At 70.5% G+C, this 21,449-nt stretch carries 23 protein-coding genes; 13 read left to right on the top strand and 10 right to left on the bottom strand.

Translation table 11 applies throughout. From position 1 onward, the window contains the following. Nucleotides 1-559 precede the first annotated feature (559 nt). Nucleotides 560-1,816 carry an SPFH domain-containing protein gene (locus NYP07_RS02075; RefSeq protein ID WP_268146863.1) on the top strand — a complete coding sequence of 419 codons (1,257 nt, stop codon included), beginning with the start codon at nt 560-562 and terminating at the stop codon, nt 1,814-1,816. 6 nt (nt 1,817-1,822) lie between these two features. Further along, a complete protein-coding gene (locus NYP07_RS02080; protein ID WP_268146865.1) occupies nt 1,823-3,304 on the top strand; it encodes a hypothetical protein in 1,482 nt (493 codons plus the stop codon). A 28-nt stretch (nt 3,305-3,332) separates the two neighbouring features. Here the strand turns inward: NYP07_RS02080 and NYP07_RS02085 are convergent, their stop codons facing one another. Further along, the gene (locus NYP07_RS02085; RefSeq protein ID WP_268146868.1) at nt 3,333-4,979 is read right to left on the bottom strand and encodes a GAF domain-containing sensor histidine kinase; all 1,647 of its coding nucleotides are present in this window, start codon (nt 4,977-4,979) and stop codon (nt 3,333-3,335) included. Nucleotides 4,980-5,093: 114 nt separating this feature from the next. Here NYP07_RS02085 and NYP07_RS02090 point away from each other — a divergent pair, with 114 nt between their 5' ends. The 8 genes from NYP07_RS02090 (at nt 5,094) to NYP07_RS02125 (ending at nt 10,422) form a co-directional block, all read left to right on the top strand. Further along, nucleotides 5,094-5,441: a YciI family protein gene (locus NYP07_RS02090; RefSeq protein ID WP_268146870.1), complete on the top strand. Its 348-nt coding sequence runs from the start codon at nt 5,094-5,096 to the stop codon at nt 5,439-5,441. A gap of 104 nt (nt 5,442-5,545) precedes the next feature. Next, entirely contained in the window at nt 5,546-5,947 is a 402-nt protein-coding gene (locus tag NYP07_RS02095) for a YciI family protein (protein WP_268146872.1), read from the top strand. A gap of 13 nt (nt 5,948-5,960) precedes the next feature. After that, on the top strand, nt 5,961-6,503 hold the full coding sequence (locus NYP07_RS02100; protein WP_268146874.1) for an SRPBCC family protein: 543 nt from the start codon (nt 5,961-5,963) through the stop codon (nt 6,501-6,503). Next, nucleotides 6,500-6,940: an SRPBCC family protein gene (locus NYP07_RS02105; protein WP_268146875.1), complete on the top strand. Its 441-nt coding sequence runs from the start codon at nt 6,500-6,502 to the stop codon at nt 6,938-6,940. Before NYP07_RS02100 ends, NYP07_RS02105 begins: the two co-directional genes overlap by 4 nt. An 11-nt stretch (nt 6,941-6,951) precedes the next feature. Then, nucleotides 6,952-7,356, top strand: coding sequence for a VOC family protein (locus tag NYP07_RS02110; RefSeq protein WP_268146877.1), 405 nt, complete (start codon nt 6,952-6,954; stop codon nt 7,354-7,356). A gap of 199 nt (nt 7,357-7,555) precedes the next feature. Beyond that, nucleotides 7,556-8,485, top strand: a complete 930-nt coding sequence (locus tag NYP07_RS02115) for a VOC family protein (RefSeq protein WP_268146879.1) — start codon at nt 7,556-7,558, stop codon at nt 8,483-8,485. Continuing rightward, complete coding sequence (locus NYP07_RS02120) at nt 8,482-9,741, top strand: RNA polymerase sigma factor (RefSeq protein WP_268146881.1); 1,260 nt, start codon at nt 8,482-8,484, stop codon at nt 9,739-9,741. Before NYP07_RS02115 ends, NYP07_RS02120 begins: the two co-directional genes overlap by 4 nt. Nucleotides 9,742-9,780: 39 nt before the next feature. Next, nucleotides 9,781-10,422, top strand: coding sequence for a glutathione S-transferase family protein (locus NYP07_RS02125; protein WP_268146883.1), 642 nt, complete (start codon nt 9,781-9,783; stop codon nt 10,420-10,422). Between the two features lie 123 nt (nt 10,423-10,545). On the opposite strand, the gene NYP07_RS02130 is transcribed toward NYP07_RS02125, so the two are convergent. Beyond that, nucleotides 10,546-11,106: a DUF2242 domain-containing protein gene (locus tag NYP07_RS02130; protein WP_268146885.1), complete on the bottom strand. Its 561-nt coding sequence runs from the start codon at nt 11,104-11,106 to the stop codon at nt 10,546-10,548. Nucleotides 11,107-11,208: 102 nt separating this feature from the next. Next, on the bottom strand, nt 11,209-12,087 hold the full coding sequence (locus tag NYP07_RS02135; protein WP_268146888.1) for a LysR family transcriptional regulator: 879 nt from the start codon (nt 12,085-12,087) through the stop codon (nt 11,209-11,211). Between the two features lie 80 nt (nt 12,088-12,167). Here NYP07_RS02135 and NYP07_RS02140 point away from each other — a divergent pair, with 80 nt between their 5' ends. The 3 genes from NYP07_RS02140 to NYP07_RS02150 are packed head-to-tail and all read left to right on the top strand — an operon-like array spanning nt 12,168 to nt 14,320. Next, nucleotides 12,168-13,202, top strand: a complete 1,035-nt coding sequence (locus tag NYP07_RS02140; protein ID WP_268146890.1) for an NADP-dependent oxidoreductase — start codon at nt 12,168-12,170, stop codon at nt 13,200-13,202. Continuing rightward, nucleotides 13,199-13,852, top strand: a complete 654-nt coding sequence (locus tag NYP07_RS02145; RefSeq protein WP_268146893.1) for a hypothetical protein — start codon at nt 13,199-13,201, stop codon at nt 13,850-13,852. The genes NYP07_RS02140 and NYP07_RS02145 overlap by 4 nt, the downstream gene beginning before the upstream one ends. A gap of 24 nt (nt 13,853-13,876) precedes the next feature. Then, nucleotides 13,877-14,320: an OsmC family protein gene (locus NYP07_RS02150; protein WP_268146895.1), complete on the top strand. Its 444-nt coding sequence runs from the start codon at nt 13,877-13,879 to the stop codon at nt 14,318-14,320. 1 nt (nt 14,321) lies between these two features. On the opposite strand, the gene NYP07_RS02155 is transcribed toward NYP07_RS02150, so the two are convergent. The 7 genes from NYP07_RS02155 to NYP07_RS02185 form a co-directional block, all read right to left on the bottom strand. Continuing rightward, the gene (locus tag NYP07_RS02155) at nt 14,322-15,080 is read right to left on the bottom strand and encodes an ABC transporter ATP-binding protein (protein ID WP_268146897.1); all 759 of its coding nucleotides are present in this window, start codon (nt 15,078-15,080) and stop codon (nt 14,322-14,324) included. Between the two features lie 168 nt (nt 15,081-15,248). Beyond that, nucleotides 15,249-16,016: an ABC transporter permease gene (locus NYP07_RS02160; RefSeq protein WP_268146899.1), complete on the bottom strand. Its 768-nt coding sequence runs from the start codon at nt 16,014-16,016 to the stop codon at nt 15,249-15,251. Next, nucleotides 16,013-16,444 (bottom strand): cupredoxin domain-containing protein, encoded by a 432-nt coding sequence (locus NYP07_RS02165; protein ID WP_268146901.1) that lies wholly within the window; start codon nt 16,442-16,444, stop codon nt 16,013-16,015. Before NYP07_RS02165 ends, NYP07_RS02160 begins: the two co-directional genes overlap by 4 nt. Then, the gene (locus tag NYP07_RS02170) at nt 16,441-17,010 is read right to left on the bottom strand and encodes an SCO family protein (RefSeq protein WP_268146903.1); all 570 of its coding nucleotides are present in this window, start codon (nt 17,008-17,010) and stop codon (nt 16,441-16,443) included. Before NYP07_RS02170 ends, NYP07_RS02165 begins: the two co-directional genes overlap by 4 nt. A gap of 70 nt (nt 17,011-17,080) precedes the next feature. Beyond that, entirely contained in the window at nt 17,081-18,121 is a 1,041-nt protein-coding gene (locus NYP07_RS02175) for an ABC transporter substrate-binding protein (RefSeq protein ID WP_268146905.1), read from the bottom strand. Between the two features lie 161 nt (nt 18,122-18,282). Further along, nucleotides 18,283-19,554 carry a Glu/Leu/Phe/Val family dehydrogenase gene (locus NYP07_RS02180; protein WP_268146907.1) on the bottom strand — a complete coding sequence of 424 codons (1,272 nt, stop codon included), beginning with the start codon at nt 19,552-19,554 and terminating at the stop codon, nt 18,283-18,285. Nucleotides 19,555-19,678: 124 nt separating this feature from the next. Beyond that, the gene (locus tag NYP07_RS02185) at nt 19,679-21,193 is read right to left on the bottom strand and encodes a class I SAM-dependent DNA methyltransferase (RefSeq protein WP_268146909.1); all 1,515 of its coding nucleotides are present in this window, start codon (nt 21,191-21,193) and stop codon (nt 19,679-19,681) included. Nucleotides 21,194-21,449 lie beyond the last annotated feature (256 nt).

Consider the following 21,449-nt stretch of genomic DNA (forward strand, 5'->3'; position numbering starts at 1 on the left):
GTTGCGCGGAGTCAGATGTTGAAGCGTGCTGCGCACGCGGCCTCAAGGCCCTGCGCTCCTCGGCGGGCTCAAAGGGGGAGTGAAGGAACAGCCGGCGCCAGCCGGCTTTCGGGTTTGACTGTTGGCTGTTGCGGCTGCTGGCTGTTCGGGGTCTCCCCTTCTAAACCGCCGAGAAGCGCAGGAGCCCGGGGCGCGTGCGCAGCACGCTTCAACATCTGACTTCGCGCCCCTTTGTTTGAACGGAGCGTAGCGAAGTGAGTTGGGCGCGGCCCCGGGTTCCGAGCATCGCAGGGCACCCCGCAGGGGCGGTTTTGCAGGGGCGCTTTCTTTGCTTACTTTCTTGCGCGCACAAGAAAGTGAGTCGCCCGCGGGGGCGAAATCCCCGCACGGGCCTCGCCATCAACCTACTGCAACGAACCACCGGAAGAATTCCTCCGCCCCAACGGAAGACTCCCACCCCACTCCTCCCTCGTCCCTTCCCACCCAACCGGGAACCATGGCCGCCATGCACCGCACAACCCCACGACGCGATGCAACCACCGCCAAGGAGCCCGTCACCATGCTGCAACGCCTCAAGACCCTCGCCGACGCCATCCGCAATGCCTTCAGTCGCGGGGCCAGCCGCGGCCTGGAGGCCACCGTCACGGCCGCGCCCGGCGCCGCCCGCTCGCTGCGCCGCGTGCTGCCTCCGCTGCTGCTGCTGACGGCGGTGACCGCTGCCGGCTATGCCGTCCTCACCCACCCGCCCCTCCAGGCCGTGCCGCACGGCCAGGCCGCGCTGCGCACCAACCAGTTCAGCGGTGGCAGCAGCGAGTTCCGCGAGGGCAGCTTCCTGCGCATCCCGGGCCTGCACGAGGTGCGCCTGTTCCCGCTGCGCGACCAGAGCTTCCACCCGGCCGCGCTGGCCAGGGCCGGCGGCCCGTCGCCGCTGCAGTCGGTCGAGGGCCTGTCCCTGGGCCTGGACATGAATGTGCGCTGGGCCGTCGACGACAAGCGCCTGGCCGAGCTGTCGCGCAGGCTGCCGGACGACATCGAGGCCGACGTCATCGCGCCGGCCGTGCAGGCCGTCGTCTACAAGCAGATCGCCAGGCACACGGTGCGCGAGATCTTCTCCAGCCAGCGCGCCGAGATCGCAGCGGCGCTGGAGGCCGAGCTGCGCGCCAGGCTGGCGAGCGACGGCATCCTGCTCAGGGGCGTGCAGATCGGCTCGGTGGACCTGCCGCCCGACTACCGCCGCGGCATGGACAACCTGCTGGCCGACAGCCTGGCCAGCGAGCGCATGCGCTACACGCTGGAGATCGCCGACAAGAAGGTCAGGGAGACCGAGCTGGAGGCCGCCGCCGACAAGGTGCGCCGCGAGACCGCGGCCGAGGCGGCCGGGCGCGAGCAGATCATCGCGGCCAAGGCGCAGGAGGAGGCCATGAAGCATGTGCTGCCCTTCAAGCAGAAGCAGATCGAGCAGCGCGCGCTGGAGGCCCAGGCCGACAGTGCCGCGCGCATCCAGCAGGCCGAAGGCGCGGCCAAGGCGCGCCGCATCGAGATCGACGCCGAGGCCGCCGCGCGCCAGAAGCTGGCCGATGCCGAGGCCTACCGCCTGGCCCAGGTCGGCAAGGCCAACGCCAGCCAGATGGCGACCGAGGGCGAGCTGCTGACCCGCCACCCGCTGCTGGTGCAGAAGGCCATGGCCGACAAGCTCTCGGACAAGGTGCAGGTCATCATCGCGCCGCCCGGCTCGGGCGGCTTCATCGGCAGCGCGCTGCTGGCCGGCACGACGACCAAGGCCGCCGGCCAAGGCGACGAACCGGAGAAGGAGTAAGCCATCATGCGTCGCCTTCTGTTGATCGTGATCGGCGCCGCGGTGGCGGCCGTCGTGATGACCCAGGCGGACGCCGCGCCCGCCGCCGACTTCCCGCGCGCCGGCCTCGTCGTGCAGGACGCGCCGCTGCGTGGCGCGCCGCGCGATACGGCCTCGCTGCAAGCCCAGATGGGGCGCGGCGAGGCGCTCGAGATCCGCGCCGAGCGCGGCGACCACTGGCAGGTCTGGGACTACCGCCGCGAGCGTGGCGGCTGGATGCGCAAGGGCCAGGTGCTGCTCATGCCGAAGGGCGACGGCGCGAGCGCCGAACTGCTGGCCCAGCTGCGCCTGGCGCGCCAGCAATGGGGCACCGAGGGCCTGGGCCTGGGTCTTGCGGCGGCCTATGTGCAGGCCGCGACGCCGGCCGAACTGGCCGGCCCGGGCGGCGCGGAGGCGCTGGATGCGATGGGCACGTTTGCCGAGCGCATCGCCGACCGCGCGTCCCTGCCCAACGCCAAGCCCGGCGAGGGCCAGCTGGCCGCGCAGATCGACGTGGCCGCGCGCTACGGCCTGAAGTTCCAGCAGGTCGAGGCGGAGGACGGCCGCGTGCAGGTCTGCTACGACGGCGAGGCCTTCCGCCGCGTGCTGGCCGTGGCCGCCACGCCCGAGCAGCGTGTGCGCGCCGCGCTGGCGCTCACGCGGCCCGACTGCCTGGACCCGCGCGCCACGCCGCGCGAGGCCGAGGCGCGCGACCAGTGGCGCCAGCAGCTGCTGGCCCAGGTGGACGCCGCCACGCTGCCCGCGCACTGGAAGAACCGGCTGCTGATGCGCCGCGCCTCGGTCAGCGCCAGCCTGGCGTTCGCGCAGGCGCGGCGCGGTGCCGGCGGCGAGGCCGCGCCGGCCCTGGCCGAGTTCGCCGGCATCCTGCCCACCGAGCTGACCGAGGACGACCAGGCCGCCTATGCCGATGCGGCCATGCGCGTGAATGCGGCGCGCTGGCTGGGCACGGGCACGGCGGCGCGCGACTTCGGTGCCGTGCAACTCGTGCTCGAACCCGGCGCGGACGGCGAGCGCTGCGTCGCGCTGAAGGAGGCCGGCAAGCTGGCCGTGCGCCGCTGCAGCTTCGGCCAGGTGGCGCTGGCCTCGGCCTCGCTGAACCGCGAGGGCCGCGCGCTGGCCCTGGCCGTGCAGCCGCTGGATGGCTGGCGCGAGCTGTGGCTGTTCATCAAGAGCCCGGGCCGGGACGGGGGCTGGCGCATCGAGGTGATGCCGCCCGCATCGGCCCAGCCCGGCCTGGGCGTGGCCGAGTTCGCCGGCTGGGTGCCGGGCGGCGCGCTGATGCTGCTGGCTCGCGAGTTCCGCGCCGAGGGCAAGTACCGCCGCAGCTTCGAGGTCCTGTCCCTGGCCACGCTGGCCACCGAGCGCCAGTCGCCCGAGCCGGCGCTGCTGGGCGCCTTCCAGCGCTGGGCCGACGCCTCTTGGCGGTCGAACTCGCCAGTGAGGCGGTGAGGCATGCGGGCCGGGCGAGGGACCCTGCTTACGCAGCCAGCCTCAGCGTGTTCAGCGGCGGCAGCTCCAGTCTGACCGTGGTGCCCTTGCCGGGCTGGCTGTCGAGCTGGATGCTGCCGCCTTGGCCGAAGGCGGTGGTGAAAAAGGGTTCGAAGGCGCGCTCGACGTCGGCGCGCGGCATGCCGGCGCCGTTGTCGCGCACCTCGAGCACGAGGCGGTTCGTCGGCCCCGGCGCGCTGCCGATGCGGATCTGGCCGGCGCTGCCGCGGAAGGCGTGCAGGCAGGCGTTCTCGATGAGCTGCTCCAGCACCTGGTGCAGCACCTCGGGGTAGCCGTCGAGGGCGAGGTCCTCGGGCAGGTCGCAGACGAGCTGCACATGGCGCACCCGCAGCCTCGCCCGAACGCGGGCCCAGGCCTGCTGAACCGCGTCGCGCAGCAGGAAGCGCGAACGCATGGCGCGGCCGCTGTCTTCGGTCAGCTGCTTGAAGCGGTTGATGAGGCGCAGCGCGCGGTCGACGTTCTGCTGCACGAGCTCGGCCGCGCCCGAGGTCTGGCCGAGCAGGTCGGCCAGCTCCTTGCGCTTGAGCGGCGCGTTGCCGGCGAGCTTGTCGGCCAGCACGCGGCCCTGGCTGCGCAGCACGTCGGCGGCGAGCAGCGCATTGCCCAGCGGCGTGTTCATCTCGTGCGAGATGCCCGACAGCATCTGCCCCAGCGCCGCGAGCTTGCGGCTGTTGACGAGCTCGTCCTGGGCGGCCAGCAGCTCGGCGGTGCGCTTCTCGACCTGCTCCTCCAGCCACTGCGCCTCGCGCAGGCGCTCCTGCTCGCGGCGGTCTTGGTCGATGGCGATGCCGGCCAGGTGGCTGGCGGTGCGCAGCGCCGTCAGCTCCTGCTCGCCAGGCGCGCGGCATTCGCGGTAGTACATCGCGAAGCTGCCGATGACGCCCTGGCCGGCCGCGTGGATGGGTTCGGACCAGCAGGCCCGGAAGCCGTAGGGCAGTGCGAGCGCCTTGTAGGGCGCCCACAGCGGATCGGTCTCGATGTCGGTGACGATGACGGTGCGGTCGTCGTGCATCGCCGTGCCGCAGCTGCCCATCGTCGGGCCGATCTCGTAGCCGTCCAGCGCCTTCATGTAGTCGGCCGGCATGCGCGGGCCGGCGCCGAGGCGGATGTGGCGGCCGTCCAAGTCCAGCAGCAGCACCGTGCAGAACAGGCCGTCGAACTGCGCCTCGATCAGCGCTGTCAGCCGCGCCAGCACGGTCGCCAGGGGCCGGCCGGTGGCCACCATCTGCAGCAGCTCGTTCTCGGCGGCGCTCATGGCCTCGATGAATTTGAGCCGGCTCAGGTCCACGAGGCAGGCGGCCACCAGCGGCTCGCCGTCGCGCTCCATGCGCGTCAGGTGAAGCCCGTGCGGGCGGGCGACGCCGTCGTGGGTCAGGAAGGTCCAGGCCAGGCTGCGCGAGCCGCCGCTCAGCACTTCGTCGAAGAGGCGGGCCAGCGTCTGCGCCGAGTCGCGGCCGTCGGGCTGCTGGGCGGGGCACAGCGACGCGAAGCCGCGCCCGCGCAACTCGAGCGGCGCGTGGCCGAGCACGCGGTTCAGGCTCGATGCCGCCGCCACGATGGGCAGGCCGGGCACGGCGCGCAAGGAAAGCATCGCCACCTGGGGGCTGTCGTTCATCCCTGACCTCTGAGGGCGCCCCGGGGCGGGAGCCGATACCCCGACTTTGCACCAGCCGGGCGCGGCCAGTCCAGAATGGGCATTGTTACTTTTCTCGCTTTGCGGACTTAAGCCATGCCTCAGATGCTGCTCATCGTCGAACCCCTGGGCCAGCGCGCGGCGCGTGGCCGCGTCGCCGGCGAGGCTGTTTACCAGCGCATGCTGGACTTCGCCGCCGAACTGAAGGCCGAAGGCCTGCTGATCGGCACGAACTCCCTCGGCACCGCGGCGCGGCGGCTGAGCAAGCGCGACGGCGGTGCCCAGGTCTGGGACGGGCCGTTTGCCGAGGCCAAGGAGATGGTGGGCGGCTACTTCCTGCTCGACACCGAGGACCCGGTCGTTGCGCTGGCCTGGGCCGAGCGCTGCCCGGCGGCGGAGTGGGCGACGGTCGAGATCCGCGGTGTGGGCCCCTGCTATACCTAGGGGTTTCTAGGTAATTTCCCGAAGTCTGTCGAAGCCGGGTCGCGTAGATCGTCGTGGGGATGGAGGCAGCAAAAGCGCTGCCCGACCACCCCAGGAGACCCGCCATGCGATTCATGATCCAAGTCCGCGCCACCGCCACCAGCGAGCGCGGCGACCCGCCCGGCCCCGAGCTGCAGCCCGTCTTCGAGGCGATGGGCATCTTCCATGAGGAGATGGCGCGCGCCGGCGTGCTGCTGGACGCCGCCGGCCTGCGCCCCAGCCGCGAGGGCTGGCGCCAGCACTACCGGCCCGATGGCCGCCGCGAGGTCGTCGACGGGCCCTTTGCCGAGACCAAGGAGCTCATCGCCGGCTACTCGCTGATCCAGGTGCGCTCCGAGGAGGAGGCGCGGGCCTGGGCCAGCCGCTTCCCCAACCCCTTCCCGGGCCACGACTGCGCCGTCGAGATCCGCCGCCTTTACGACGATGTCGACTTCGCCCCCGGCGGCGACATGGCCTTCCGCAACTGACGGGGAGAACGCCATGAGCAACTTCTCCATCGTGCTGATGGGCCTGGCCGTGGCCATCCTCATGCTGCTGGGCTATGCGTCGACCCGGCCCGACGAGTTCAGCGTCGAGCGCCGGCTGCGCATTGCGGCGCCTGCCGACAAGCTCTGGCCCCTGGTCGGCGAGCTGCGCGGCTTCAACCGCTGGAACCCCTACGAGCGCAAGGATCCGCTGGTCAAGGGCAGCTACGGCGGCGCGGCCAGCGGCGTCGGCTCGCGCTATGCGTGGGAGAGCGACAAGGTCGGCACCGGCAGCCTCGAGGTCACCGGCCAGCAGCCCGGCCGGGCCGTGCAGATGAAGCTGGACTTCGTGAAGCCCTTCGAGGCCCACAACCAGGCCGAGTTCGCGCTGCGGCCCACGGCCGACGGCGCGACCGAGGTGAGCTGGCGCATGCACGGCCCCGCCAACTTCGTGAACAAGCTGATGGGCGTCTTCATGGACATGGACAGGATGGTCGGCCGCGACTTCGAGGACGGGCTGCAGAACCTGCGCCAGCTGGCGGAAGGCGGCCAGGGATGAAGGACTTGCAGTTCGACATCGCCGTCGCGGCGCCGGTCGCGCGGGTCTGGGACTGCATGTTCGACCCCATCGCCTACCGCGACTGGACGCGCGCCTTCGCCGAGGGCTCCTACTTCGAGGGCCACTGGCGGCCCGGCCGGCGGCTGCGCTTCCTGGACCCGCGCGGCTTCGGCATGGAGGCCATCGTCGACGAGTGCCGCACGCACGAGCTGATGGCGCTGCGCCTCGTCGGCGAGCTCCGGGACGGCCGCCCCGTGGCCGACAGCTCGCTGGCCCGCGAACCCGCCCACGAGCGCTATACGTTCGCGCCGACGCCCGAGGGCACCCAGCTCGTCGTGCAGCTGCAGGGCTGGGCCGACGGCTTCACGGACTTCCTGCAAACCACCTGGCCGCAGGCCCTGCTGCGCCTGAAGGCCCTGGCCGAATCCACCCACTGAAAGCACCCGCCATGCACAAGCAGATCTACGTCAACCTGCCCGTCAAGGACCTGGCCGCCAGCAAGGCCTTCTACGAGGCGGTGGGCTACACCTTCAACCCGCACTTCACCAACGACAAGGGTGCCGGCCTGGAACTGGGCGAGAACCTCTACGCGATGCTGCTGACCGAGGACTTCGCCCGCACCTTCACCCCCAAGACGCTGATCGACAACAAGACCTCGACCGGCGGCTGGATGTGCCTGAGCTGCGAGAGCCGCGAGGAGGTCGACGCCCTCGTCGCCAAGGCCCGTGCAGCCGGCGGCAACATCCCGGGCAAGGCCGAGGACCATGGCTTCATGTACGGCCACGGCTTCGAAGACCCGGACGGCCACCACTGGGAACTCGTCCACATGACCGGCATGCCCCCACAGGGATGACCCACCCCCTACCGGCTTCGCCGTGCCAAGGCCAGAGGCCTTGGCCTTCGGCAGGCACAAAGAGTCCTCAGGACTCTTTGTGTCCGGCCTCAGCCCCCCAAGGGGGCGCCCCCAGCCGCCTGGCAAAGCCAGATCGGCGGGGGCCGCTGGATGAGGTCTGCGCGCTGGCACGCCAGACCGCTTAGTTAGGAGAATCTCGATGCAGCTCCAGCACAAGCTCACACCCTTCATCTGGTACCAGAGCGGCGCGGAAGATGCCGTGGCCCATTACCTGCGGGTCTTCGGCGCCGACCAGAGCCGCGTGCTGCACACCCAGCATTGGGGCGAGAACTCGCCCGGCCCGGCCGGCGGCGTCATGCTGCAGCACTTCGAACTGCTGGGGCTGCAGATGACGGCCTTCAACGGCGGCCCCTACTTCAAACTCAACGAGGCCTTCTCGCTGACCGTCGCCTGCGCCGACCAGGCCGAGATCGACCACCTCTGGGAGCAGCTGCCCGCGGGTGGTGGACAGGCCCAGGCCTGCGGCTGGGTGAAGGACGCCTGGGGCCTGCACTGGCAGATCATTCCGGCGCAATGGTTCAGCATGATCCGCGACCCCGACGCGGCCCGCGTGCAGCGCGTGTTCCAGGCCCTCTGGACCATGCACAAGATCGACCTGGCCGCGCTGCAGCGCGCCTACGACGGCACCGACATGAGCGACGCACGCACCCTGGCCACCGAGCGCCTGCTGCCCGCCCCGCCCAAGCGCGTCTGGCAGGCCTTTGCCGACCCCGCGCAGCTCGCGCGCTGGTGGGGCCCGGAGGGCTTCACGAACGAGTTCGAGACCTGCGACTTCCGCGAGGGCGGCGCCTGGCGCTCCACGATGATCGGCCCCGATGGCGCGCGCTACGCGAACGAGAGCCGCTTCGGCGCGCTGCTGCCGCGGCAGCGCATCGTCGTCGACCATGTCTCGCCGCCACGCTTCGTGCTGACCGTCACGCTGGAAGCCGAAGGCGGGGGCACGCGCGTCGGCTGGTCGCAATGCTTCGAGACCGCCGAACTGCGCCAGGCGCTGCAGGCCATCTGCATCCCGGCCAACGAGCAGAACCTCGACCGGCTCGCGCGCGTGCTGGCGGCCGGCGCGCCGTGAGCCATGCAGACCTCGCCGCCGGCGTCTGGCGCATCGAGCGCAGCCGCCTCGTCGGCGCCGCGGCCAGGCTGCTGCGCGACCTCGACGAGGCCGAGGACTGCGCGCAGGACGCCCTCATCGCCGCCCTCGAGACCTGGCCGCGCGACGGCCAGCCCGCCAACCCTGCCGCCTGGCTGATGGCCACCACCCGCAACCGCGCCCTCGACCGCCTGCGCCGCCGCGCGATGCTGGAGCGCGAGCACCAGGCCCTGGCGGCCGACGACGAGGCCGCCCAGGCCCATGCCGTGCCCGACTTCGTCGACCACCTCGACGCCGCCCGTGAGCAGGCCGAGATCGGCGACGAGCTGCTGCGCCTGATCTTCATCGCCTGCCACCCGGTGCTGCCGCGCGAGGCCCAGGTCGCGCTGACGCTGCGCCTGCTCGGCGGCCTGGAGACGGCCGAGATCGCGCGCGCCTTCCTGCAGCCCGAGGCCACCGTGGCCCAGCGCATCGTGCGCGCCAAGAAGGCCCTCAACGGCCAGGCCTTCGAGCTGCCCGGCCCCGACGAGCGCCAGCAGCGCCTAGCCGCCGTGCTGGCCGTCGTCTACCTGATCTTCAACGAGGGCCACAGCGCCGGCAGCGGCGCCTGCCTGCTGCGCCCGGCCCTGTGCGACGAGGCGCTGCGCCTGGCGCGCCAGCTCCAGCACCTGCTGCCGGGCGAGGCCGAGGTGCATGGCCTGGCCGCCCTGCTCGAGATCCAGTCCTCGCGCCTGCCCGCGCGGCTGGACGCCCGGGGCCGGCCCGTGCTGCTGCCCGACCAGGACCGCCGCCGCTGGGACCGCCTGCTGATCCAGCGCGGCCTGGCCGCGCTGGAGCGCGCGTTGGCCCTGGGCGAGCCCGGCCCCTACACCTTGCAGAGCGCCATCGCAGCCTGCCATGCGCGTGCCGCGCGCCCCGCGGACACCGACTGGCGAGCCATCGTCGCCGGCTACGACCGGCTGCTCGCGCTCAACCCCTCGCCCGTCATCGCGCTGAACCGCGCGGTCGCCGTCAGCTTCGCCGACGGCCCGGCCGCCGCCTGGCCGCTGCTGCAGGCCCTGGCCGCCGCGCCGCAGTTGCAGCGCTACCCCTGGCTGGCCGGCGCCCAGGCCGACGTGCTCGAACGCCTGGGCCGCGTGGGCGAGGCGCGCGAGGCCTATCTGCGCGCGGCCGGGCTGACGGAGAACGAGGTGCAGCGGGCGTTGCTGCAGGAGCGGGCGGCGCGGCTCGCGAACTGAGAACAGCCCTCGCCTGCCTTCTCACCGACGAGGACAGCGATGACCGTCACCATCACCGCCTTCGACCGCTCGCCCGACGGCGGCAAGGGCCTGGCGCGCGACATGCGCGTGCGCTGGGCGCTGGAGGAAGTGGGCCAGGCCTACGAGGTCCGCCTCGTGTCCACGCCCGCGCTGAAGGAGGCGGCGCATCTGGCCCGGCATCCCTTCGGCCAGATCCCGACCTGCGCGGACGGCGATCTCGCGCTGTTCGAGAGCGGCGCCATCGTGCTGCATCTCGCCGAGCGCCATGCCGGCCTGCTGCCCGGCGAGCCCCGGGCCCGCGCGCGGGCGATCTGCTGGCTGTTCGCGGCGCTCAACACCGTGGAGCCGCCCGTGCTGGAGCTGTCCGCCGCCCGCCTGTTGGAGCGCGACCGGCCCTGGTCGGCCGAGCGCCTGCCCCTCGTCGAGGAACGCGTGCGCGGCCGGCTGCGTCCGCTGTCGGCCCGCCTGGGCGGCGCCGACTGGCTGGACGGCGCCTTCAGCGTGGGCGACCTGATGATGGTGTCGGTGCTGCTGCGCCTGCGCGCCTCGGGCCTGCTGGACGAGTTCCGCAACCTCGCGGCCTATGTCGCCCGCGGCGAGGCGCGGCCGGCCTACCAGCGCGCCTTCGCGGCGCAACGGGCCGTCAACGGGCGTTCCTGAGTCTGCGGCCCTGCCTCGGCGCCCAACAGAGCATTTCGCGGCGCGGAACGGCGCATGCGGCTGCGCGGTCAAAGCGCGCACCGCGGGGCTTCGCCTTGTCATCACTTGGATCGCAAACCCGTATCAGCGGTCGGGCGCGGACTCGCGCAGCATGCGCTGCATCAGCGTGAAGAAGCGGTCGTAGAACTCGCCGGCCGGGATGGTCTCGGACGCGACCTTGACGAGGGAGTCCTGCGTCGACGACAGCGGCACCGAGATCGAGCCCAGCGCGCTGACGCCCAGGCTCGCGGCCTGCGGGTTCTTCTTGAGGGCGTAGCGGTCCTGCTGGGCGCTGACGTAGGCCGTGGCGACCTGCTGCTTGGGCCCGTCGCCGACGCAGACGACGTGGAAGCTGATCTCGACGTGCACCTCGCCCTCGGGCTGGAAGCTCTTGGCGCCCTGCACCAGGCCGCCGCCGGCCTTGCTGATGACATAGCCCTGGCTCAGCAGCGCGCGCCGCGCGGCCTCGCAGGTGTCGTCCAGGCTGGCGTCGAACAGGCGCGAGAAGGTCTCCTCGGCGGAGAAGCTCTCGCCCTGGTAGACGGCCTTGCGGGGCCTGTCCGGCAGCGAGGGCAGGACGCCACAGCCGGCCAGCAGCAGGGCGCCGAGCAGGACCGTCAGGACTGGGATGCGGGTGCGAAGCATGGCGGGATTATTCCGTCCTCGGGTTGCGCTTGGTTGCTGGCGCCGGCCAGCGGCCGCGATAGCCGGCAACGCGGCAGCGGCCGCTTGCGATGACAGGGGTTTTCAGCGGCTGGCGACCAGCGCCGCCAGCCAGCCGCTGGCCGTGGCCGGCCGCCACACGAGGTGGACCTGTTCGACGCATTCGTAGCGGCAGTCGGGCACGCTCAGCCGCAGCAGGTCCGCGTGCTGCGCCAGCGCGAAGTCCGGCAGATAGGCCAGGGCCTGGCCGCCCCGCACCAGCCCGACCAGTAGCTGCAGGTCGTCCACCCAGAAGCGGATGCGCCGCGGCAGGCGGTCGTCGCGCCAGCCGTCCGCGCGGCTGCCGCGCTCCAGGCCGCAGAACAGCGAGTGCTGCGGGCAGGCGAAGTCGTGCTGCAACACCTCGGCCGTCGGCACCTCGCCGCGGCCGGCCAGCGGGTGGGCCGGGCCGGCGGCCAGCTGCATGCGGATCTCGCCCAGGCGCTTGCTCTCCAGCCCGGCCGGCAGCGCGGCGCCCAGGGCAACGCCGGTCACCAGGGCCAGGTCGCCCTCGCCGCGTGCCAGGGCGGCCAGGGCGGCGTCCTCGAACAGCGTCGCGAAGGCCAGGCTGGCCTGCGGCTGGCGGGCCGAGAGCTGCGCCGCCAGCGCCGCGCCGAAACCCCACTGCAGCACGGCCGGCGCGAGCAGGCGGCAATGTGAGCGCAGGCTCACGCCGCGGAATTCGGCCTCGGTCTGGTCGGCCAGCGCCACCAGGGCCAGCGCCCGTTCGCGCAGCCGTTCGCCGGCCGCGTTCAGCCGGATGGCCTTGCCGACGCGGTCGAAGACCGGCGTGGCCAGCGAGGTCTCCAGCCGCCTGACGGCCTTGGACAGGGCCGACGGCGTCTGGTGCAGCTCGTCCGCCGCCGCGCGCAGATTGGCGTGGCGGGCGATGACGAGGAAGCTGCGCAGGTCGGCGATGTCCATGTGGCTTGTGTCTTGCTGGGCATCGATTGTCGACTTTGTTTTGCTTCACAGGCAAAAACCGCGGCGGAAGAATCGGCGCCATGGATGCACATCTGAACAACCGCCAGTGGCTCTACCGCCGCCACCCCGAGGGCCTGGTCGGCCCCGAGCACTATGAACTCGTCAGCACGCCGCTGGCCACCGCTTTGTCGGCCGGCGAGGTGCTGGTGGAGGCGCGCTGGTGGTCGGTGGACCCGTATATGCGCATCAACCAGTCGCTGAAGCCGACCTACAACGAGCTGCCGCATGCGCTGGACACCGTGCAGACGGCCGGCGTCGTCGGCCGCGTGCTGGCGTCCTCGGTGGCTTCGCTGACCGCGGGCGACTGGGTCGAGGGCATGCTGGGCTGGCAGACCCATGCCCGCGTGCACCACTCGGTGCTGAGGAAGCTCGACCCCGGCGTGGCGCCGCCGTCCACGGCCCTCGGCGTGCTGGGCATGCCGGGGCGCACGGCCTGGTTCGGGCTGATGGAGTCGGGCCGGCCCAAGGCGGGCGAGGTCGTCGTCGTGTCCGGCGCGGCGGGCGCGGTCGGCTCGCTGGTCGCGCAGTTCGCGCTGAAGAACGGCTGCCGCGTGCTGGGCATCGCGGGCGGCGCGGCCAAGTGCGCGTGGCTGCGCGAACGCCTGGGGCTGACCTGGGCCGTGGACTACAAGGCCCATGCCGACACGGCCACGCTGGCGGAAGAGATCAAGTCGCTGACCGGCGGCGTGGATGTCTATTTCGACAACGTCGGCGGCTGGATCAGCGACGCCGTCATCCCCCTCGTCAACCGCCGTGCCCGCATCGTCATCTGCGGCGCGATCAGCCAGTATTCCGGCGGCCTGGACGCACCCGAACTCGGGCCACGCTTCCTGCATCACATGCTCTACCAGCGCGCCACCATCCAGGGCATGCTGGCGCGCGACTACCTGCACCGCATGGACGAGATGCTGCGCGTCGTCGGGCCGATGGTGCAGCGCGGCGAGATCGTCTTCGAGGAGACCGTGGTCCGGGGCTTCGAGCAGCTGCCGGCCGCGCTGCAGAGCCTGTTCACCGGCGACCACCGCGGCAAGCTCGTCGTCGAGGCCGCCGCATGAGGCGCCGCGCCTTCGCGCTGGCCGCGCTGCTGCCGGCCTTCGCCCGCGCTGACGAAACCGCCATGGGCGGCCACGGCATGGCCGTGTTCGGCGGCCGCGAGGGCCTGTATGCCTCGCACCTGCCGATGTTCCATGCGCCGCACGACACGCAGCTGCTGCTGCGCTTCCACCTCGCCGACGCGGCGGCGGACCGGGCGCTGCGCGAGAGGCTGGCGCGTGAGCCGAAGCTGTGGACCTTCGACCCCGAGCCCTTCGACCTGCTGCGTTTCGCGCCCGGCCATGCCCGGCCGCTGCGCGAGTTCCAGGCGCGCTTCTTCGAGGGGCATTTCGAGCGCGGCGGCAGGCCGCAGCAGGCCGGGCAGCGCGTCGTCGTCGACGAGGTGCTGCTGTTCCGCCGCCTCGACCCCGCCCCGCGCGAATCCGCGACGGGCCGCTACCGGCTGATCGGCCGTGGCAGCGAGTGGTTCGCCATCAAGCTCATCGACCGCCGGCCGGACTTCGACCACATCCTGCGGCTGGATGCGCCCCGGGTCCGCGGCGAGGCCACCGTCGCGCTGCAGGGTCTGGCCAGGCCCGGCGAGGCCGTGCAACAGGCCTCCAAGGCCAGGGGCTTGGTCGACCTCTACTTCGAGACCGACGACCTGCGCTGAGAATGGCCGCCACACGGAGGCACCATGGACCAACCCAGCGTCACCCTGACCCAGCGCCAGGGCTACCAGTTCGAACACCGCTACGCACCGGGCATCCCGGTGCTGCTGTCCGACGAACCGCCGCCCGCCGGTACCGGCCTCGGGCCCGACCCGGTCGAGCTGCTGGCGTCGGCGGTGGGCAACTGCCTGAGCGCGTCCATCTGGTTCGCCTGCCAGAAATACAAGGACGACCCCTCGCCGCTGCGCACCGAGGTGAAGGCCACGGTGGGCCGCAACGAGCGCAACCGCAACCGCGTGCAGGGCCTGGCCGTGGACATCCACCTCGGCAGGCCGGCCGCCGAGCTGGCCCACATCCAGCGCGTGCTCGACAGCTTCGAGGACTACTGCACCGTCACGCAGAGCGTCGCGCCGGCCATTCCCGTCACGCTGCGCGTGCTGGACAGCACGGGCGCGGTGCTCAAGGGCTGAGTCAGCCCGGCATCTCCAGCCCCAGTTCGCGCAGGATGGACTCGCGCAGCTGATCCATCTCGGTGCTGATGAGCCGCCGCGGGTGCGGCATGTCCAGCTCGAAGCGGGCCTGGATGCGCGTGGGCCGGGGCGACAGCACGAGGATGCGGTCGGCCATGTAGAGGGCCTCGTCGACATCGTGCGTGATCAGCAGCACGGTGTGTTTCTCTTCGGCCAGGATGCGCAGCAGTTCGTTGCGCATGCGCAGGTTCATCAGCGCGTCCAGCGCCGAGAAGGGCTCGTCGAGATAGAGGATCTCGGGCTTCACGATGAAGGCCCGCGCCAGCTCCACGCGCTTGAGCATGCCGCCCGACAGTTCGTGCGGGTAGGCGTTCTCGAAGCCCTTCAGGCCGACCATCGCGGCGTAATGGTCGGCTAGCTCGGCGTTGGCCGTGCCGCTGGCCTTGGCGTCGAGGCCGAACATCAGGTTCTGCTGCACGGTCAGCCAGGGGAAGACCGAGCCGTACTGCGAGATGACGATGCCCTGCGGGCTCGGCCCCGGGTGCGGTTTGCCGTCGATGAGGACGCTGCCGGCATCGGGCTTCTCGAAGCCGGCCAGGATGTTCATCAGCGTCGACTTGCCGCAGCCCGAGGGGCCGACGATGGCGACGAACTCGCCTTCGGCAACCTCGAAGTCCACGCCCTCGATGACGTGCAGCCTGCCGCCCTTGGCGGCCTTGAAGCTCTTGTTGAGGCCGCAGACGACGATCTTGGCAGTCATGTCAGTGATCCATTCCGCATTTGCGTTGCGGGCCGAGCGCCGGGCCGCTCCCAAGCCGGCCCGCAGGCGATGTGCTTGCGGCTCAATGCCGCGAGCATCGCCGTCCCCTTGGGGGACCGATCAGCGCGCCTGCGTTCAGCAGGTGCGGGCTGAGCGAGGGGCGCCATTTCACCGGACATAGCGCCAACGCACGGTCTTGAGTTTTTCGAGCAGCCGCGTGATGCCGTCCAGCAGCAGGCCGATCACGCCGATGAGGATCATGCTGGCGATGACGAGGTCGTAGCGGTTGCCGGCGTTGCGCGAGTCCATGATGAGGTAGCCCAGGCCGGAGCGCAGCGCGATCATCTCTGCGGCCACGACCACCAGCCAGGCCACGCCGATGCCGATGCGCATGCCGATGATGATCTCCGGCAGCACGGCGGGGATGACGACGCGGCGGAACATCACGCGGCGCGACACGCCGAAGTTGGCCGCCGCGCGCAGATAGCGCCGGTCGATGGTGTGCACGCCCGAGGTCGTCTGCACGATGAGGGGGAAGACCGACGAGATGAAGATCAGGAAGATGGGCGACACGTCGCCGACGCCGAACCACAGGATGGCCAGCGGGATCCAGGCGATGGGCGAGATGGGCCGCAGCATCTGGAAGATGGGGTTGAGGGTGCGGTAGGCGCCGACCACCCAGCCCATCCACAGGCCCAGCGGGATGCCGACGAGCATGGCCAGGCCGAAGCCGATGCCGACGCGGAACAGCGACGCCGTGATGTGCTCCCACAGCGTGCCGTCCTGGGCCAGCTCCAGCGTGCCGGTGACGACGGCCCAGGGCGTCGGGAAGATGGGGCTCTCGGTAACGACGACGATGCCCCACCAGACGGCGATGAGCAGCGCGATGACCGCGAGCGGCGGCAGCAGGCGCGCCAGGCGTGAGTTCCAGTTCAAGCAGGGGTCTCCATGAAGGCGCGCTGGCGGTGCCGCCAGCGCCATTGCAGGCGCTGCCAGCCGGGCTCGGGCGTGGGCGCGACGACGATGCTCATCTGCCCGCTGGCGTGGGCGCTGCACGCGAAGCTGTAGGTCGACGCCACCTCGAAGGGCAGCCGGAAACTCTGCCCCGGCATGATGAGCACGGGCCCGAACTGCTGCGGCACCTCGTCGCGGTTGCGCAGCAGCAGCACGTCGTTCAGGCCCAGCGTCAGATCGATGCGGTCGGGCAGGATCTCGACCTGGCTGCCGGCCATGCGGCGGGCATAGGTGCCGGGCGGGATCTCGAAGAGTTCGTCCCGTGAGGCCAGCTCGATGGGCGCGAACGCGGCCCAGGCGAGCAGCGTGGCCGGCACGGTGACCGGCAGGAGCCAGAGCCAGCGCTTCACTTCGAGGCCAGCAGCAGCTGGAGGTCGTGGACGAAGTCCTTGGCCTCGTGGCCGTAGGGCATCATGGCCCGCAGCCGCCCCGCTCGGTCGATCAGGTAGACCGAGCTGGAGTGGTTCATGCCATAACCGCCCGCGCGGTTCGCCACCTTCTCGGCGACGATGCCGTAGCGCTTGCGCATGGCGGCCAGTGCCGCCGGCGTGTCGGTACCGCCGATGAAGCTGGGGTCGAAGGCGGCCAGGTACTGGCGGATGCGAGCGAGGTCGTCGCGCTCCGGGTCCACGGTGACGTAGACGACCTGCACGTCCGACCCATCGGCGCCCAGGCCCTTGCGCGCCTGGGCCAGCGTGGCCAGCGTCGTCGGGCAGACCTCGGGGCAGTTCGTGAAGCCGAACACCAGCAGCACCAGCTTGCCCCTGAAGCGGGCGAGCTTGAGCGCGGCGCCGTCGCTGCCCTTGAGCGCGAACTCGGGCGCGGGCTGGGCGGGCTCGAAGACGCCGGCCTTGAGCATCGGCGCTGCGGATGCGGCCAGAGGCAGCGCGGCCAGCAACAGGGCGCGGCGCTTCAAGGTGCATCCTCCGCGCTGCGCGCTGTCCCGCCAAGCGGGAGCTGAGCGCCTTCGGGCGGCCGCTCGGCGCTCATAGCGCGATGGGCGCGGCCTTGGCCGCCTTGACGAAGCTCTCGTCGACGTATTTCTCGTAGGCCACCGGGCTTTTGAGCGTGCCGGCCTCGATGGACAGCTGCATCAGCTCGTCGAACTCGGCGCGGATCATGCGCAGGTCGCCATAGGTCACGCGATCGCTCGGGTTCTCCATGACGAAGCGCAGGATGTTGGGGTCCTGGTTGAAGAACTTGCGGCCGGCGGCGATCTGGATGGCCTTCTCGCGGTTGCCGGGCTGCAGGTCCAGCCAGTTGCCGGCGCCCTGCACATGGTTGACGAGGTCCTGCACCAGCGGCCGGTTCTCCTTGATGAGTTCCTCGCGCACGGTCAGCACGCAGCAGATGTAGTTGCGCCACTCGTCGCGGGTCATGCGCAGCGGCCTGGCATAGCCGGCGCGCTGGGCCGCGGCGCCGAAGGGCTCGCCGGTGCAATAGCCGTCCACCGCCTTGGCGTAGAGCGCCGCCGGCATGTCGGGCGGCGGCATCTCGATGATCTGCACGTCCTTCGGGCTCATGCCCTCCTGCGCGAGCATCTTGCGCAGGAACAGGAAGTCCACCGCGAAGCGACTCGGGATGGCGATGCGCTTGCCCGCAAGGTCGCGGAACTTCTTGTAGGGCGAATCGGTGCGCACCATGATGACGGCGCCCGAGCGGTGGCCCAGCGACACGATCTTGACCGGGATGCGCTTGTCCGCCAGGTCCATGACCAGCGGCGCCAGCATGTAGGCCGCCTGGATGCGGCCCGTCATCAGCGACTCCTTGATCTCGGGCCAGCCGTTGTACTTGCTGTATTCGAACGCGAAGGCCGAGCTGCCGGCCGCCTTGTTGGCGGCGGCACGCGCCGTGCAGGCCACGGGCAGCGTCAGGTTGCAGGTGACCGGCAGACCGCCGACGACAAGCGGTCCTGACGCCGCGGCAGCGGGCAGGCCCAGGGCGGGCAGCGCCGACGCCAACGCGCCGCGCAGCAGTTCACGGCGGCCGAGGCCGGGCGGAGAGGGTTCGGGGGATTCAGGAGTCATGACGGCGAGCCGCGCGAATGTGCCAACTTGGCGCGCGCTGTCCATCCGGGCCGACCTATTTGTGCCTATGTACCTACATGCCAGCAACAAAAAGCCGCCGGCTTCCGCCGGCGGCTCTGCTCCGGGACGTCGGGCCGCCCCAGGGGTGGATCGGGGACCGATCAGGGGTAGAGGCCGCGCTCCTCGCGCGCCTGCAGCACCCGCGTGCAGGCCACCGTGAAGGCCGCCGTGCGCAGCGCGATCTTGTGCTGCTCGCCGGTCTCCCAGATGTGCTTGAAGGCACCGATCAGGATCTTGTCCAGGCGCACATTGATCTCGTCCTCGGTCCAGAAGAAGGACGAGAAGTCCTGCACCCACTCGAAGTAGGACACCGTCACGCCGCCAGCGTTGGCGATCACGTCGGGCACGACGACGATGCCGCGGTCGGTCAGCACATCCTCGCCGTCCGGCGTGGTCGGGCCGTTGGCGCCCTCCAGCACGAGGCGGGTGCGGATGCGCTTGGCGCGCTCGGCCGTGATCTGGCCTTCCAGCGCGGCCGGGATCAGCACGTCGCTCTGCACGTCCCAGAAGTTCTCGTTGTCGATCTTGTCGGCGCCCGCGAAGCCGGCCACGCCGCGGTACTTGGCGACGTGTTCCAGCAGGTTGGCCATGTCGAAGCCCTTCTCGTTCAGGATGGTGCCGGTGTGGTCCTGCACGGCGACGACCTTGGCGCCATTGGCGGCGAACAGCTTGGCCGCGATGGAGCCGACGTTGCCGAAGCCCTGCACGGCCACGCGGGCGCCGTCCATGTCGATGTTCAAGCGGCGCATCGCCTCGCGGCCGACGACGAAGACGCCGCGGCCGGTGGCGGCGACGCGGCCCAGCGAGCCGCCCAGCGGGATGGGCTTGCCGGTGACGACGCCGGTCGCCGTGGCGCCGACGTTCATCGAGTAGGTGTCCATCATCCAGGCCATGATCTGGCCGTTGGTGTTGACGTCGGGGGCCGGGATGTCCTGGGTCGGGCCGATGATGATGCCGATCTCGCTGGTGTACCGGCGCGTAACCTTTTCCAGCTCCTTCATCGACAGCAGGCTGGGGTCGAGGCGGATGCCGCCCTTGGCGCCGCCATAGGGCAGGTTCACCGCGGCGTTCTTCACCGTCATCCAGGCCGACAGGGCCATCACCTCTTCCAGCGTGACGTCGGGGTGGTAGCGCACGCCGCCCTTGCCCGGGCCGCGCGTCAGGCTGTGTTGCACCCGAAAGCCCTCGAAGTGGGCGATGGTGCCGTTGTCCAGCTCGATGGGCACGTCCACGATCAGCGCGCGCTTGGGGCGGCGCAGCGTCTCGACCCAGCGGCTCAGGTGGCCCAGATAGGGCTCCACGGCGTCGATCTGCGACAGATACGTACCCCACGGGCTGTTGCGCGTGGGCGTAACAAAGGACAGGTTGGGCATGAAATGCTCCGTAACTTTGAGTGGGGCGAACGGTAGCGCGAAGCTTCGCCCCGCCGCCAGAGCTTGTCTAGCCAAGTGTTCATGCCCTTATGCGCGCCGTGCATGGGAGCCCGGCGGGTGTGATTCAGCGCACGGTTTCGCGCGCGGGCAGGGCCAGCGCCACGTCACGGAAGGCCTCCAGCGCCGCCTCCAGATGGGCGATGATTTCCTGCTGCAGCACATCGGGGGGCGGCAGGTCATCCAGGTTGTCCAGGCTGGCATCTTTCAGCCAGAACACATCCAGGCTGGCCTTGTCGCGGGCGATCAGCTCGTCATGCGAATAGAAGCGAAAGCGCTCCGTCGCCACCCGCTCATGCCGGTTGGCCGGGTTGTAGCAACGGATGAAATCCTGCAGATCGGGCAACTTCAGCGGCCGGGTCTTCAGCGTGAAATGCTGGTTGGTCCGCAGGTCGTAGAACCACACGCCCCGGGTATGCACGCGGCCATCCTTGGGCGCGTTGTCGAAGAACACCACGTTGGCCTTCACGCCCTGCGCGTAGAAGATGCCGGTGGGCAGGCGCAGCACGGTGTGCACATCACAGCTCTCCAGCAGCTTGCGGCGGATCTTCTCGCCCGCGCCGCCCTCGAACAGCACGTTGTCCGGCAGCACCACGGCCGCACGGCCGTTGACCGCCAGCATGCTGACGATGTGCTGCAGGAAGTTCAGCTGCTTGTTGGACGTGGTCTCCCAGAAGTCCTGGCGCTCGTAGAGCAGCGCATCGCGGTCCTCTTCGCCCTCCTCGTTGGTGATGGTCATGCTGCTCTTCTTGCCGAAGGGCGGATTGGCCAGCACCAGGTCCACGGGCAGGCGCGGTTCGGCGATCAAGGCATCGGCGCGCTCCACCGACGGCTCGCCCACCAGGTCGCCGATGCCGTGCAGCATCAGGTTCATCAGGCACATGCGGCGCGTGCCCGGCACGATCTCGTTGCCGTGGAAGGTCTCGTCGCGCAGGAAGTGCTGCTGCGGCCGAGTCAGGCGTGGCTTCTCGTAGCCCAGCCAGTCGGCATGCTCGCGCAGCCAGGGGCCGGTGCCGGTCAGCCACTCGTTGGCCGCCAGGAAGAAACCGCCCGTACCGCAGGCCGGGTCGGCAATCGTCTGGCCCGGCTTCGGGCGCATGCAGGCCACCATCGCCTGGATCAGCGCGCGCGGCGTGAAGTACTGGCCCGCGCCGCTCTTGGTGTCTTCCGCGTTCTTCTGCAGCAGGCCTTCGTACAGGTCGCCCTTCATGTCGGCGTCCATGCCCACCCAGGACTGCTCGTCGATCATCTGCACCAGGCGGCTCAGCTTGGCCGGGTCCTGGATCTTGTTCTGCGCCTTGAAGAAGATCGCGCCCAGCATGCCGCCCTGCTGGCCCAGCTTGTGCAGCGTGGCAAGGTACTGCGCCTCCAGCGGCTCGCCCGTCAGCAGGCGCAGCGTGGCCCAGTCGTAGCCCTTGGGGATGCGCGTGTCGCGCCGGTAGGGCGGCTCGGCGTACTCGTGTGCCATCTTCAGGAACAGCAGATAGGTCAGCTGCTCCAGATAGTCGCCATAGCCCACGCCGTCATCGCGCAGGGTGTGGCAGAAGTTCCAGACTTTCTGGATGAGGGTGGACGTGTTCATGCGCGCTTGTCGAATTACAGCTTGTATGGCTTGGCGGGCTTGGCCATCAAGTGACCAGCAAGTACCGGACGGCCGGCTAAGTCATTGATTTGATTGATGCTGCGACCAAAAGTCGTCGCAGGCAGGCCGGGATTTGAGTGAGGCCATCAAGTAGAAGGCGAGTCCTTGGCTAGGCAGCGGAACCAGCGCCCAAGAAAACAACGATCACCCTAAGCCTTTGTCCCACATGAAGAAAATGGCAAGGCAACGATTGTTT

It is taken from the genome of Pelomonas aquatica (assembly GCF_026712205.1).
Taxonomy (GTDB): domain Bacteria; phylum Pseudomonadota; class Gammaproteobacteria; order Burkholderiales; family Burkholderiaceae_C; genus Pelomonas; species Pelomonas aquatica.